14 protein-coding genes and 1 tRNA gene are annotated in these 13,932 nt (G+C 72.9%); 3 read left to right on the forward strand and 12 right to left on the reverse strand.

Annotation, left to right across the window (positions count from 1 at the left end; all coding sequences use genetic code 11):
* Window positions 1-130: 130 nt before the first annotated feature.
* The 4 genes from ACWDX7_RS17440 to ACWDX7_RS17455 form a co-directional block, all read right to left on the reverse strand.
* Entirely contained in the window at window positions 131-298 is a 168-nt protein-coding gene (locus ACWDX7_RS17440; protein WP_451490937.1) for a hypothetical protein, read from the reverse strand.
* A 105-nt stretch (window positions 299-403) separates the two neighbouring features.
* Window positions 404-1,303 (reverse strand): SDR family oxidoreductase, encoded by a 900-nt coding sequence (locus tag ACWDX7_RS17445; RefSeq protein WP_451490938.1) that lies wholly within the window; start codon window positions 1,301-1,303, stop codon window positions 404-406.
* Window positions 1,300-2,247: an alpha/beta fold hydrolase gene (locus ACWDX7_RS17450; RefSeq protein ID WP_451490939.1), complete on the reverse strand. Its 948-nt coding sequence runs from the start codon at window positions 2,245-2,247 to the stop codon at window positions 1,300-1,302. Before ACWDX7_RS17450 ends, ACWDX7_RS17445 begins: the two co-directional genes overlap by 4 nt.
* A complete protein-coding gene (locus ACWDX7_RS17455) occupies window positions 2,244-3,830 on the reverse strand; it encodes a flavin-containing monooxygenase (RefSeq protein WP_451491054.1) in 1,587 nt (528 codons plus the stop codon). The genes ACWDX7_RS17450 and ACWDX7_RS17455 overlap by 4 nt, the downstream gene beginning before the upstream one ends.
* Before the next feature lie 149 nt (window positions 3,831-3,979).
* On the opposite strand from ACWDX7_RS17455, the gene ACWDX7_RS17460 reads away from it, so the two are divergent.
* Window positions 3,980-4,681, forward strand: coding sequence for a MerR family transcriptional regulator (locus ACWDX7_RS17460; RefSeq protein WP_451490940.1), 702 nt, complete (start codon window positions 3,980-3,982; stop codon window positions 4,679-4,681).
* Here ACWDX7_RS17460 and ACWDX7_RS17465 read toward each other — a convergent pair.
* Window positions 4,663-5,466, reverse strand: coding sequence for an exodeoxyribonuclease III (locus ACWDX7_RS17465; protein WP_451490941.1), 804 nt, complete (start codon window positions 5,464-5,466; stop codon window positions 4,663-4,665). The two genes, ACWDX7_RS17460 and ACWDX7_RS17465, sit on opposite strands and share 19 nt — an antisense overlap.
* A gap of 38 nt (window positions 5,467-5,504) precedes the next feature.
* Between ACWDX7_RS17465 and ACWDX7_RS17470 the strand changes: the two genes are divergently transcribed.
* Window positions 5,505-5,999, forward strand: coding sequence for a GNAT family N-acetyltransferase (locus ACWDX7_RS17470; protein ID WP_451490942.1), 495 nt, complete (start codon window positions 5,505-5,507; stop codon window positions 5,997-5,999).
* A 311-nt stretch (window positions 6,000-6,310) separates the two neighbouring features.
* On the opposite strand, the gene ACWDX7_RS17475 is transcribed toward ACWDX7_RS17470, so the two are convergent.
* Window positions 6,311-7,684: a CoA transferase gene (locus ACWDX7_RS17475; protein ID WP_451490943.1), complete on the reverse strand. Its 1,374-nt coding sequence runs from the start codon at window positions 7,682-7,684 to the stop codon at window positions 6,311-6,313.
* 105 nt (window positions 7,685-7,789) lie between these two features.
* Complete coding sequence (locus tag ACWDX7_RS17480; protein ID WP_451491055.1) at window positions 7,790-8,236, reverse strand: MarR family winged helix-turn-helix transcriptional regulator; 447 nt, start codon at window positions 8,234-8,236, stop codon at window positions 7,790-7,792.
* Between the two features lie 141 nt (window positions 8,237-8,377).
* Between ACWDX7_RS17480 and ACWDX7_RS17485 the strand changes: the two genes are divergently transcribed.
* Window positions 8,378-10,483: an MMPL family transporter gene (locus ACWDX7_RS17485; RefSeq protein ID WP_451490944.1), complete on the forward strand. Its 2,106-nt coding sequence runs from the start codon at window positions 8,378-8,380 to the stop codon at window positions 10,481-10,483.
* A 132-nt stretch (window positions 10,484-10,615) separates the two neighbouring features.
* Here the strand turns inward: ACWDX7_RS17485 and ACWDX7_RS17490 are convergent, their stop codons facing one another.
* The 5 genes from ACWDX7_RS17490 to ACWDX7_RS17510 all read right to left on the reverse strand — a co-directional run bounded on the left by ACWDX7_RS17490 (window position 10,616) and on the right by ACWDX7_RS17510 (window position 13,906).
* Window positions 10,616-11,149 (reverse strand): hypothetical protein, encoded by a 534-nt coding sequence (locus tag ACWDX7_RS17490; protein ID WP_451490945.1) that lies wholly within the window; start codon window positions 11,147-11,149, stop codon window positions 10,616-10,618.
* A 217-nt stretch (window positions 11,150-11,366) separates the two neighbouring features.
* Window positions 11,367-11,440 (reverse strand) — tRNA-Ala (locus tag ACWDX7_RS17495).
* A gap of 78 nt (window positions 11,441-11,518) precedes the next feature.
* On the reverse strand, window positions 11,519-12,565 hold the full coding sequence (sepX, locus tag ACWDX7_RS17500; RefSeq protein WP_451490946.1) for a divisome protein SepX/GlpR: 1,047 nt from the start codon (window positions 12,563-12,565) through the stop codon (window positions 11,519-11,521).
* Window positions 12,566-12,722: 157 nt separating this feature from the next.
* Complete coding sequence (locus ACWDX7_RS17505) at window positions 12,723-13,328, reverse strand: GNAT family N-acetyltransferase (protein ID WP_451490947.1); 606 nt, start codon at window positions 13,326-13,328, stop codon at window positions 12,723-12,725.
* Between the two features lie 17 nt (window positions 13,329-13,345).
* Window positions 13,346-13,906, reverse strand: a complete 561-nt coding sequence (locus ACWDX7_RS17510) for a MogA/MoaB family molybdenum cofactor biosynthesis protein (RefSeq protein WP_451490948.1) — start codon at window positions 13,904-13,906, stop codon at window positions 13,346-13,348.
* Window positions 13,907-13,932: the final 26 nt, after the last annotated feature.

Genomic DNA, 13,932 nt, shown 5'->3' on the forward strand with positions numbered 1-13,932 from the left:
TCCCCCCCCCCCGCCATCCCCCCCCCCCCGCCCCGCCCGGCCCCCCGGCGCCCCCCTCGGGCGTCCCCTCGCCGGGCGGGCCCCCCCCCGGCCCCGCCCCGGGCCCCCCCCCCTTCCGACTGCCGCCGCGCTACTTGTCGAACCGCTCGTCGAGGGTCTCGCGGGCCTTGTCGGCATGAGGCTGCGCCTGCGCGTCCCGCGAGCGTTCCGGGGCCTCGTCCGGGGCGCCCTGCGCCCCTGCCATGGCCTGCTCTGCGAGCCGCTTCGCCTTGTCGTGGAACTGGTCCTTGAGACCCATGCTGTTCCCTCCTGAAGGGTGTGGGATTGGCCTGGACCAAAGCCTGACATGGGCCGACATTTCCCGCATTCCGACTGGGCGCCGTTCGGGCGGGGTTACTTGCTGCTACGTCCCTTCCGAGCGGGCTCCCCGGCGCCGCTCCTGCTCGTCGGCGGCCCCGCCGGGCCCCACAAGTCCGGTGGAGACACCGCCCAGTCGCGGCTCGAAGCGCTTCATCTCCCGCTGTCCGACCACCCCGATGATGCTCGGCAGGTAGCCGCGGACGCCCTGCATGCCGCGCAGCCACCACTGCGCGTACACATGCGGCGAGCGCCGCTCGATGCCCGCGACGATCCGGTCGACGGCGGGCCCCAGCGGGTAGGTGCGGTTCGCGGGCCACGGCAGCCGCTGCCGAAGCTCCCGCATCACGTCGTCCAGGTCGGCGCCGCGCACCATGTCGGTGTCGGTCCAGGAGAGGTAGCCCACCCCCACCTTGACGCCCTTGTAGCCGACTTCGGCGCGCAGGCTGTGCGCGAAGGCTTCGACGCCGGACTTGGAGGCGCAGTACGCCGTCATCATCGGCGCCGGGGTGATCGCGGCCAGCGAGGCGATCTGGAGGAAGTAGCCCCGGCTCTCCATCAGGACCGGCAGGAAGGCCCGGGCGGTCACGGCGCCGCCGATGAGGTTGACCTCGATCACCCGGCGCCAGGCCTCGGGGTCGGAGTCGGCGAACGGTCCGCCCGAGGCCACGCCCGCGTTGGCGACGACCACGTCCACCTTGCCGAAGCGCTGCTTGACCTCCCGCGCGACCCGGGCCATGGCCTCGTGGTCGGTGACGTCGGCGTGCCAGTGGTCGCTGTCGGTGTGTAGCCGCTCGGAGACCTCCTTGAGCGCCTCCGGCTCCAGCCCCACGAGCGCGATCTTCGCGCCCCGGGCGGAGAGCTTGCGGGCGAGCAGCTCACCGACCCCGCGGGCGGCGCCGGTGACGACGGCGACCTGGCCTTCCAGACTCCTGCGAGCGCTCACGGCGTCTTCTCCTTCTCTTCCTTCTGGCGGGCTGGGGCGGCCGGCCCGAGGTACAGGGCGGCCAGCTCGGCGACGGCGTTGGTGACGGCCTCCGGCGCCTCGATGGGCGTCATGTGGCCCATGCCGGTCAGCTCGGTCAGCCCGACGCAGTTCGGCAGCGCGGCGGCGAGCCGGCGGGCGTGCACGACCGGGGTGAGCCGGTCGTCCTTGCCGGCGATGACGGCGGTGGGCACGGTCAGCCGCGCCACTTCGGCATCGAGGTCCAGCCCGGCCAGCACCCGGGACCAGGCGTGGCGGACCCGGGTGGGGCAGGCGTGCACGATCCGCGCGCACGCCTCCACCTTGTCGGGCGCCGATCCGGGGCCCATGGTGGCGTACCGCAGGACCTTTTTGCCGAGGGGCGTGACCGGCCCGAGCGGGGCCCGGGAAGCCAGCACCGCGCCCGTGATACGGGTCCGCGCGCGCCCGGCCCGCAGGGGCAGGACCAGTGATTCCGCGACGAGCCGGGCGCTGCCGGTGCTGCACAGCAGCGCGGCCGCGACGTGTTCGGCGAACTCCTCGCGGCCCGCCGCCGCCATGACGGTCATCCCGCCCATGGAGTGCCCGGCGACGACCGCCCGCTCACCGGGGGCGAGGGCGGCGCCCAGCACGGCCACCAGGTCGTCCGCGAGGGCGGCGGCGCTGCACGCGGGGGAGGCCGGGCTGCGCCCGTGCCCGCGCTGGTCGTAGGCGATGACCCGGTGGGCGGCCGACAGGGCCCGTATCTGGGCGGCCCAGAAGGCGGTGGAACAGGTCCAGCCGTGCGCCAGCACCACGGCGGGCGCCTCCTCCTCGCCGTGCACCTCGACGTGCAGCCGGGCTCCGTCGGCGGAGACCGCCACCAGCTCGCGCCGGGCGGCCGGGGGCGCGTACGGCCCGGCGCTGACGTGCATCAGCCGGCTCACGCGGCGCTCTCCCCGGTGGTCTCGGCGGCGGCGCCCGCCGCGGCGGCCGTGATGCGCTCTCGCGCTCGCTCCGGGTCCCGATCCCCATCCCGGTCCCGCTCCCGGACGCGGACGACCTCGTACTCGGCGAGGTCCACCGTCCGCGTCTCGCGCCGGAACTCACCGGTGGTGCCGGGCCAGACGGTCGTATTGCGGCCCTGCGCGTCCAGGTACCAGCTGGTGCAGCCGCCGGTGTTCCACACCGTGCGCTCCATCCGGTCCTGGACCCGCCGGTTCCACGCGTGCACGGCCGAGGGCCTGGCGGCGAGCGCGGCGCGCCCGCCCAGGGTGTTCAACTGGCGCAGGTAGTCCGCCATGTAGTTGAGCTGCGATTCGATCATCAGGATCATCGAGCTGTTCCCGAGGCCGGTGTTCGGCCCGATGATCGTCATCCAGTTGGGGAAGCCCGCCGCGGTCGCCCCGCGCAGCGACTGCATCCCGTCCTTCCACTCCTCCGCGAGGGTCCTGCCCTCCGCGCCCACCACCCGGTCGGCGATCGGCATGTCCGTGACGTGGAAGCCGGTGCCGAAGACGATGGCGTCGGCCTCCACCTCCGTCCCGTCGGCGGCGACCAGCACGGAGCCGCGGATCTCCTTCAGCCCCGAGGCGACCAGGTCCACATCGGGCCTGGCGAGCGCCGGGTAGTAGTCGCTGGACAGCAGGATCCGCTTGCAGCCGATGCGGTACGAGGGAGTCAGCTTGGCCCGCATCACGGGGTCCTTGATCGACCGCGCCATGTTCGCCTTGGCGAGCGACTCGATCAGGCCCAGCCGGTTCGGGTGCTTGGTGAAGGCGCTGACCTGGAGTTCGCGGATCCCCCACAGCAGTCCGCGCCGTGCGGCCCGGGTGAAGGGCAGCTGGCGGTGCAGCCAGCGCTCCGCCTCGGTGATGGCCCGGTCGGTGCGCGGCAGGACCCACGGGGCGGTCCGCTGGAAGAGCGTGAGCCGCTCCGCCTGAGGCGCGATGGCGGGAACGATCTGGATGGCGGAGGCGCCCGTACCGATCATGGCGACGCGCTTGCCGCGCAGGTCGTAGTCGTGGTCCCAGCGGGCGGAGTGGAAGACCTTGCCGGGGAATCCGGCCAGCCCGGGCACCTCCGGCATCTTGGGGTCGGACAGCGGCCCGGTCGCCGACACCACCACATCGGCGGTCAGCTCGCCGGCGGAGGTCTCGATCCGCCAGAGCAGTGCGTCGGCGTCCCAGCGCATCATGCGGACCTCCTGGTCCAGCCGGATGTGGGGGCGCAGGCCGAAGGTGTCGGCGACGTGCTCCAGGTAGGCGCGGATGTGCGGCTGCCCGGAGAAGGTCCGCGGCCAGTCCGGGTTGGGCGCGAAGGAGAACGAGTAGAGGTGGGACGGGACGTCGCACGCGCACCCGGGATAGTCGTTGTCGCGCCAGGTCCCGCCGACCGAGCCGGCCCGTTCCAGTACGACGAAGTCCGTGATCCCCTCGCGCCGCAGCCGCACGGCCGCCCCGAGGCCGCCGAATCCGGAGCCGATCACTGCCACTCGTACGTGCTCGCCCATGCCCGCCGCCTTCCGCATCATCCGCATCGCATCGTCCGCATCATCCGCAGTCCCCAGACAAACACTGCCAGCAATCACTGGCACAATCGGGAGGGTAGAGCAGGTGCGTACTCATGGGTAGGGGTCACGCCGGGAAAGTTACCGCCGGTACGCCATAGGCTGCGCCTGTGGCGAAGGAAGAGCAGGACGAGAAGGAAGAGGCGCAGGCGAAGACCGTGCGTGAGTACCGTACGGAGGAGCTGGCCGAGGCGGCCGGCATCACCGTGCGCACCCTGCGTTTCTACCGCGAGCGCAAACTCCTCCCGCCGCCGCGCCGCGAGGGCCGGATCGCCTGGTACGACGACCACCACCTGGCCCGGCTGCGCACCATCGCGGCCCTGCTGGACCGCGGCCACACCCTCGGCGGCATCGCCGAGCTGACGGCGGCCTTCGAGAAGGGCCGCGACGTGGGCCAGCTGGGCGAGCTGCTCGGCATCGGCTGGTCCGAGGAGACACCCGTACGCCTGTCACCCGAGGCCCTGGCCGACTACTTCGAGGGCGAGGTCACCCCGGAGAACCTGGCGGCCTCGCTCGACCTCGGCTACCTCGCCCCCGACGGCGAGGAGATCGTGCACGTCAGCCGCCGCCTGCTGGACGTCTCCTCGGCCCTGGTCCGCGAGGGCGTGCCGCTCGCGGCCGTCCTGGAGACGGGCCGCCGCGTCCGCGAGCACGCGGACGCGATGGCGGCCCTGTTCACCGAGCTCATATCCACCCACATCTCGCCGGACGCGCTGCCGCGACTGCGCCCGCTGGCGAAGAGCGTGGTCGAGGCCGAACTCACGATGGCCATGGACCGCCTGCTCGCCTCGGGTCAGGGACGCAGCTCGTAGACGACGGTCACCGGCGCGTGGTCGGACCACCGCTCGGGGTGCGTCTCGGCCCGCTCCACGAAGGCCTTCACCGCCTTCGCGGCCAGCCCCGGAGTCGCCACCTGGAGGTCGATCCGCCAGCCGGCGTCGTTGTCGAAGGCACGCCCGCGGTAGGACCACCACGAGTACGGGCCCTCGGTGCCGGGGTGCAGCGCCCGCACCACGTCGACGTAGCCGGCGTCCGCGTAGACCTTCCCCAGCCACTCCCGCTCCTCGGGGAGGAAGCCGGCGTTCTTGCGGTTGGTCTTCCAGTTCTTGAGGTCGGCCTCCTGGTGGCAGATGTTCCAGTCACCGCAGACCACGACCTCCCGCCCGTCAGCGGCGGCGCGTACCTTCAGCGCGGCCAGGTAGGGCAGGAACTCCTCCATGAACCGGTACTTCTCGTCCTGCTTCACGGTCCCGGCCTCACCCGACGGCAGGTACAGGCTGGCGACGGTCACCCCGGGCAGATCGACTTCGAGGTAGCGGCCGCTCGCGTCGAACTCGTCGCTGCCGAAGCCCACCCGCACCTGCTCGGGCGCCCGGCGGGTGTAGAGCGCGACACCGGCCCGCCCCTTGACGGCGGCCGGCGCGAAGACGGTGTGCCAGCCCGCGGGGGTGCGGACCTCCTCCGGAATCTGCCCCTCCTCCGCCCGTACCTCCTGAAGGCAGACCACATCGGCGTCGGATCCGTCGAGCCACGCCCCGAAGCCCTTCTTGGCGGCGGCGCGGATCCCATTCACATTCACGGAGGTCACAGTGAGCATCCCCGCACCCTAGCGGGAGCGTTCCGTACGATGTTCGGATGTCTCACGGGATCCAGCTCCGCGCCCTGCCGTACGACCACCCGGACGCGGTCAAGCTCACCGACCAGGTCCAGCTTGAGTACCGCAGGCGCTATGACGGCGACGGCGATGTCACACCCCTCGACCCGGCGATGTTCACCCCGCCGAACGGCCTCTACCTCCTGGCGTACGACGCCGCCGGCTGCCCGGTCGCGAGCGGCGGCTGGCGCAGCCAGGACGAGAACGAGGAGGGCTACTCGGACGGCGACGCCGAACTGAAGCGCATGTACGTCATACCGGAGGCCCGCGGGGTGGGCCTGGCCCGCCGGATCCTGGCCGACCTGGAGGCGAGCGCCCGCGCGGCGGGCCGCGTCCGCATGGTCCTCGAAACGGGCGACCAGCAGCCGGAGGCGATAGCCCTGTACCTCTCGGCGGGCTACACCCCGGCCCGCAAATTCGGCTACTACCGCTTCTACGACTCCAGCCGCTGCATGTCCAAGCCCCTCCACCCCTAACCCCCGACCACCGCCTGAGGCGCTACTTCCAGCCCCTTGCGGCGTACCCACCCAGCCGGCCGGCGCTTGAGGCGCCGTTTTCAGCCCCGCCGGCGCTTGAGGCGTACCCACCCAGCCCCGCCGGCGCTTGAGGCGCCGTTTTCAGCCCCGCCGGCGTTTGAGGCGCGACCACTCAGCCCGGCCGGCGCTTGAGGCGTACCCACTCAGCCCGGCCGGCGTTTGAGGCCCGGGGGCCCGGGGGCGGAGCCCCAGGCAAGTCCAGCCCCGCCGGCGTTTGAGGCGCGGGGCCCGGGGGCGGAGCCCCAGGCCCCCTACCGCGGGAGCCAGACCGCCCGGTCCGCGCCCCAGCGGGACGGCCCCCGCCGCCACTGCCCCAACGGCACCGCAGGCGCGGCGTGCCGCAGCACCCCGTACCCCGACTCCGTCTCCCTCAGCCACGGCTCGGCCGCGTACGCCCCCGCACCCGCACCCGGTTCCACCTCCGCCTCCGGAACCCCCCGGACCAACCACGACGCCGTCCCCGCCAACGAGTACCGCAACCCGCGCCCGCGCCCCCGCCCGTCCCCACCCGCCAGCGCCCTGAGTACGCCCGCCGCCACGAGGTACCCCGTCCCGTGGTCCAGCGCCTGCGCCGGCAGCACCCCCGGCACCCCGTCCGCACCGGCATACCGCGCGGCCACCCCGTATCCGGCCTGGACCAGCGAGTCGAACCCCCGCCGCCCGGCCCACGGTCCGTCCCAGCCCCACGCGCACAGCTGCGCCACCACCAGCCCCGGCCGCCTCTCCAGCAGCTCCGGCATGCCGAGCCCGTACCGCTCCAGCGCTCCGGGCCGGTACCCCGTCACCACCACATCCGCCTCGGCGAGCAGTCCTTCGAACACCGCCCGGTACTCCGCGGCCCCGAGGTCCAGCAGCGCCGACCGCTTCCCGAAGCCGGTGTCGGCGTACGCGTCGTCCGACTCCGCCAGCCCCGGCGAGTCGATCCGCAGCACGTCCGCCCCCAGCAGCCCGAGCGTCCGCGTCGCCACGGGCCCGGCGATGACCCGGGTCAGGTCGAGCACCCGCACCCCCGCCGCGGGCAGCCCCTCCGGAGCCCGCCCGAGCACCCGCCGTCCCCCTTCGCGCTCCCCCGGCACGATCCCCACCAGCGGCTGCGGCTCTCCGTACCCCTCCGCCACCGCGACGGCCAGCCCGCCCTCCCCGTACACCGACTCCTGCACCTCCGCGGCCCCGCGCCCCGCCACCACCTCCCGCAACGCCTCCGGCGTCGCCGCTCGGAGACGCAGCGCCCGGACCAGCGCGGCCTCGTGGTGCGGATAGTTGGCGTGCGTACGCACCCATCCGTCCGCCGCCCGCCAGAAGCCGGACAGCGGCGCGAAGTTCACGGGCGCGCGCCCCTCCACCCGCAGATGCCGCTCGCTGACGAAGGCCGTCGTCACCGCCCCTTCGTCCACCACCGGCGGAGTCACGTCGTCCACCCCGCCCCCGGCCCGCACCGCGGCCAGCTCCGCCGCGGCCAGGGTGCACACCCCCACCGTGGCTCGCGCCAGCTCCCTTACGGGCAACGGTCCGCCACCGAGCCCACCGGCCCCGCGGTACCGCACCCGCCCGGCCGTCTCCGCCACCCCGCCCAGCGCTACCCACGCCTGCGCCGTCGCCCCGTCACCCTGTCCCCTGATCACCATGCCCCCATTCAATCGCGCCGATACAAAGGGGTGTTGCGTTGCCGGAGCAGGATTGCCCATCCGTCGAGCCGGGCGCCGCCCTCCCCTGCGCGGCTCTCCGGCGTGCTAGGACGGGTTGGTGTCCCGGAGCCCGGTGAGCCCGGCGTTCATGGCGGCGAGGAAGCGCACCACGGTGGCCAGCTCATCGTCGCTGAACTGGGCGCGGGCGGCATCGGTGGCCCGGGCCAGGGGCGTGAAGAAGGCTCGGGCCAGCGCGCGGGCGCGGGGCTGGTAGTCCAGGTGAACCACGCGCCGGTCGGTGGCGTTGCGCACCCGGCGGATGTGTCCGGCCTTCTCCAGCCGGTCGAGGCAGGCGGTGACCGCGCCGGACGTCAGACGCAGCTGTTCGCGCAGCACCCCCGGGGTGACGGGCGGCCGCTCATGCTCAGGCGTGCTGGTGAGCGGGTCGGGGGCGGGGCCGTCGAGGATGATGATCAGTGCCTGGACATCGGTGGGGTGCAGACCGTGGGTCCGGGCGAAGTCGTGGGCGATCTGGTTGAACTCCGACGTCATCCGGCGCAACAGCACGGCGAAGGTCTGCAAGTCGGTGGGCGGCACGCCCTTACCCTACAGAAATCTCAATGATTGAGATTCTTCGCCCGGGCGGTGGGTAGCCGGGGCTGTGCAATGCCGGAACCGTGCGGAGGACATCTGATGACAGGTCGACCGGCCCGGCGGCGCTGGCTCATTCCGGCTCTGGCCGTTCTCCTCTGGCTGCTGGCCGGCGGGGCTCTTGGCCCGTACGCGGGCAAGCTCGCAGAGGTGTCCACCAACGACCAGGCCGCCTTCCTCCCCAAGGGCGCGGAGTCGACACGGGTGGGCGAACTCCAGCGCGCGTTCGACAGGGACAAGACCGTCCCCGCGATCCTCCTGTGGGTCGCCGAGGACGGGCAGATCACGCCAGGGCAGCGCGCCGAGGTGCAGCAGGCCCTGCGACAAGCCGGCGGCGTCGAAGGGGCTACCGGACGGACCAGCCCCGCGCTGGTGTCGAAGGACGGTCGCGCCGTGCAGGGTGTCGTCCCGCTCCAGGCCGGCCTGGAGGAAGTGGGCCGGACGGTCGAGGCGGTGCGGGCCGCCGCCGGCGATGTGGGCGGGACACGGGTGTATGTGACGGGCCCGGCGGCGACCCGGGCCGATCTCTCGGAGGCGTTCGCCGGAATCGACGGCCTGCTGCTCGGTGTCGCGCTGGCCGTCGTACTGCTGATCCTGCTGGTGGTCTACCGCAGCGTGCTGCTGCCGCTGATCGTCATCGTCAGCGCCGTTTTCGCCCTCGCCCTTGCTTCCGCCGTGGTCTACCTGCTGGCCGATCATGACGTCGTACGCGTCGACGGCCAGGTCCAGGGCATCCTGTTCATCCTCGTCATCGGCGCCGCCACCGACTACGCCCTGCTGCTGACGGCCCGCTTCCGTGAGGAACTGGCCGCCGGACACGACCGCTTCACCGCGATGCGCGCCGCGTGGCGCCGCTCGCTCGGCGCGATCACCGCCAGCGCCGCCACCGTCGCGCTGGGACTGCTCGCCCTGCTCCTCAGCGACCTGACCAACAACCAGGCCCTCGGCCCGGTCGGCGCGATCGGCGTCGTCTGCGCCGTCATCTCCACCCTGACCTTCCTGCCCGCCGTACTCGTACTCCTCGGCCGCACCGCCTACTGGCCCGCTCACCCCCAGCCCACGGGCCCGAGCGCGACCACAGGCACGAGCACACCGGGCGAAGGCCCGGGCAAGCGGGGGCTGTGGGACCGGATCGCCGGGGCGGTCGACGCCCGGCCACGCCGCATCTGGGCCACCACCCTCCTGGCCCTGGTCGTCTGCGCCGCCTTCTCCCCCCTCCTCACAGCGCAGGGCGTACCGCTGAACGAGACGTTCGTCAACGACGCCCCCTCAGTCGCCGGCCAGCAGGCCCTGAGCGAGCACTTCCCCGGAGGTTCGGGCAATCCGGCCGTCATCATCGCCGACGCCGACCACGCCCAGCAGGTCATCGACGCCGCCAACTCCACCGAAGGCGTCGCCGAGGCACTCCCCCTCGCCGAAGGAGGCCGGCCCGGCCAGGGCAAACCCGCCGTCGTCGACGGGCGGATGCGTATCGACGCCACCCTCACCGCCGCCGCCGACAGCGACGCCGCCAAGAACACCATCCCCCGCCTGCGCCAGGCCGTCCACACGGTCGACGGCGCGAACGCGCTGGTGGGCGGCTACACCGCCGAGCGGTACGACACCCAGAAGACCGCCGCCCACGACCGCACCGTCATCATCCCCGTGGTGCTGGGGATCATCCTGCTCATCCTCATCGCACTGCTGCGCTGCCTGCTGCTGCCGCTGGTCCTGGTGGCCACCGTCGCCCTGAACTACCTGGCCACCCTGGGCATCGCCGCCCTCGTCTTCACCCACGCCTTCGGCTTCACCGGCACCGACGCCTCCGTACCGCTGTACGGATTCGTCTTCCTCGTCGCCCTGGGCGTGGACTACAACATCTTCCTCATGACCCGCGTCCGCGAGGAAGCGCGACGCCACGGCACCCGCACCGGTGTCCGCAAGGGCCTGACCGCCACCGGAGGCGTCATCACCTCCGCCGGCGTGGTCCTGGCCGCCACCTTCGCCGCCCTCGTCATCATCCCGCTCGCCTTCCTGGCCCAGATCGCCTTCATCGTCGCCTTCGGCGTCCTCCTCGACACCCTCGTCGTCCGCTCCCTCCTCGTCCCCGCCCTCGTCCGCCACTTCGGACCCACGATCTGGTGGCCAACCCACACCATCCGCCCCTGAACCGGCCACCGGGAAACGCGCGTGGCCCGTTCGCTGGATCCCGTCGCCGATGGCCTGCGCAGGGAACTGGCCGGCAGGCGAGGGTGACGTCGACGGAGGCGTCGTCGAGGCGCGGTGCTCACCGATCGGCGCTCAGTCGACGCCGCTCAGGTACACGCGGCTGTTGTGGTCATCGACCCGCGCCACGGCGACCTTCAGCCAGTTGAGGTTGTCCTCACATGGCGCGCACACCTGGCCTTCGCGGACGTTGGCAAGCGCGTCCGGCTCTGGCAGACCCAGGTGTGAGAACGGTGTCGTCGGCTTTCCCTCGCCCATGAATGGCTGTTCCCGTAGAAGCAGAGGCCGCTCCGGCTTCAGCTGCGTGACGAAGCCGTCCACCGCATCAGTGGGCAGGACGAAGGACAAGAGCAGGCCGTCGTCCTGGAAGCCCTTCTGGTACGCGGCCTTGGCCTGGGTCGCTGTCGAAGGCATCTGCACCTGCAGCGTCTTCGCGACCGACTCCACGGTGACCCCGTCCACCCAGTACGGCACCTGCCGTCCCGGTGAGCGCTCCGCCGCCGGGGTGCCGATCCCCGTGGTCCCCGAGCACCCGGCCACCAGCCCGGTGAGCACGGCCACCCCGCCGACCAGCGCCGGGCGCCACCTGCTTCGTGACTCCGCACTCATCGGGCCTCCCCGTTCCGGCCAATATCGGTACGCGTGCCGTCCCGTCCCGGTTCTTTCGGAGCGGGCCAGCCGAGCCTGCGCCGGGCAACCGACCGAGAGCCCGGCCGCGTTCGGGCGTCACCTCGGATACACCCCGCAAACGCAGAGATCCCGCCCAGCCTCTCGGCTGAACGGGATCTCGTGACGTTCTCGGGAGCGACCCGGGAACTGTCGGTTGTGGACCTGTGGGGATTTGAACCCCAGACCCCCTCGATGCGAACGAGGTGCGCTACCAGACTGCGCCACAGGCCCTTGCGACGTGTGAAACATTAGCATCCCGCCGTGGGTGCTCCAAAACCGGAATCCGGGAGCTCCCACGCAGGTCACCGATCACTCGTTCGCGGCGCGCGGGCGGTCTTCGGCCTCGTACTGGTCGAACAGCGGGGTGCGGCCGCCGTCGCGGCCGCGGGGGCGCGGGGTGGCCTGCGGCTTCGCGTCCGACCGGGGGGCCGGGGGCTGGGCGCGCAGGCGGGGTTCCGTCGGTTCGGCCGCGCTGGAACGGGTCGCGCTCCAGGCGTCCGGGGCCGCGGGGCCCGTGGCGCGCGGGGCTACCGGGGCCGTCACGTACGTCGGGAGCGGGACCGGGACGGGCTCCCAGCTGTCACCGCGGACGGGGCCGCGTTCGCGCTCCCGCTGCTGGTCCACCCACTCGGCGTGGTCGGTCTGCTCGACCAGCGCACGCCGGCCGGCCTCCTGCGGGGAGACCGGTGGCGCGGGGTCCGGTTCGGTGCCCGTGGTGGCCTCGGCCTCGCGGCGCCGGGGGCGGTTCTCCCGCAGGTGCCGCGCGGCGGCCTCGGCGCGCCGCCGGTCCATGGTGAACTCGTAGCGCCGCCGTTCCTGGACCCGCAGGTGCACGATGTACGTGCTCAGCAGGAGGGCCGGCACGGCCGGCGCCCACAGGTAGCCGAGCCCGCCGACCGCCGCGACGACCGCGCCGACGGTGAAGACGAGGAAGAGGAGCGCGGTGGTGCGCCTACGGCGCGCGAGGACCTGGAGGCGCTGCTGGCGCCGGGCCCGCTCCGCCCGCTCTCCTCGTTCGACCCGCTCCGCGCGGTCGGAGGCGGCCGGTCTCGGCTCCGACCTGGTCGGGGGTACGGCAAAGGCCCGGGCGTCGGCGTCCACGGAATTCACCGTTTCCGTCGCGGCGTCCGGGGCCGCGTGGGGTTGCGGGCCCGCCTGCTCGTCACCGCGCTCACGCAGTCCCTTGGCGTAACGGCGCTCCATTCCCGCCCGGCCGGAAAGCAGCCGAATGGCAGTGGAGAAGCGTTCCGTCGGACGGGCTTCGTTCAGCTCGTCCTGCCTCCGGAGCCACATGGGCACCAAGTAGGCGGCCCAGGCCCCGACAATGACTGCGTAGATGAGGCCGCTGCTGCTCACACCCCACACCGTAGAGGGGCGCGGCCGAGCGGATCGGCCAATTGGGCCGGTGTGTCGCACGATCCGGCTGATATCACGGACTTTTTTTGTGATTCTTCGGATCAGGTTATGGGCGAATCGGTCATGCGTTGCCGAAATTCGAACGCATATTCGCTTTTTATTTCGGCGGTACTCCGTGGCGTACGCGGTGCCAGCGGCGCAGCAGGCCCTCCGGAACCTCTTCCGCCGTGATCGCGTAGACGAGGTGGTCCCGCCAGGCCCCGTCGATGTGCAGGTAGCGCGGACGCAGCCCCTCCTCGCGCAGCCCCAGCTTCTCCACCACCCGCCGGCTCGGCGCGTTCTCCGGCCGGATGCACACCTCGATCCGGTGCAGCCCGACCTTCCCGAAGCAGTGGTCCACGGCGAGGGCGACCGCCGTCGGCATCACGCCGCGCCCCGCCACCTCGCGGTCCACCCAGTAGCCGACGTGGGCCGCGCACATCGAGCCCCACGTGATGCCGGCGACCGTCAGCTGGCCGACGAGCCGGCCCTGGTACTCGATGACGAAGGGCAGCATCCGGCCCGCGTTGGCCTCCGCCCGCAGATGGCGGACCATCTGGCGGTACGTCGGCCGCTGGACGGCCGGTCCCCACGGCGCGGGCGGCGGAATCGTGGCCTCCCACGGCCGCAGCCAGTCGCGGTTGCGCCGGTTGACCTCGCGCCAGGCCTTCTGGTCCCGCAGTCGTATCGGCCGGAGGGTGACATCGCCGTCCGTCAGGACCACCGGCCAGGAGGGGCCGTTCAGCTCGCGCTCCCGGCTGGTCCCGCCGGTTCCGCCGGTCTCGGGTGGTCGCCGCCCCGGATCTGGTCCACGGCGTGCGGCAGGAGCCGGGAGAGGACGGCGAGACCGTCGCGGACCCCGCCCGTCGAGCCCGGCAGGTTGACGATCAGGGTGTGCCCGGCCACCCCCGCCAGACCCCGGGAGAGCGCCGCGGTCGGCACCTTCGCGAGGCCTTCGGCGCGGATGGCCTGCGGGATGCCGGGGATCTCGTAGTCCAGCACCCGGGCGGTGGCCTCCGGGGTGCGGTCCGTAGGCGAGATGCCGGTGCCGCCGGTGGTGAGGATGACGTCGTACGCGGCGGCCACGCCCTCGCGCAGCGCCCGCTCGACGGGATCGCCGTCCGGGACGACGCGGGGGCCGTCCACCGCGAACCCGAGCTTTTCAAGGGCCCCGGCCAGCAGCGGCCCGCCCCGGTCGGCGTAGACGCCCTGCGAGGCACGGTTCGAGGCCGTGACCACCAGGGCGCGCGGCGCGGAAGCCGCTGCGGCCGGAGCCGGAGCCGCGACCGGAGCCTGGGCCACGGCCTCGTCCGGCGCGGGCTGGTGGC

This window comes from Streptomyces sp. NPDC003034, assembly GCF_053591375.1.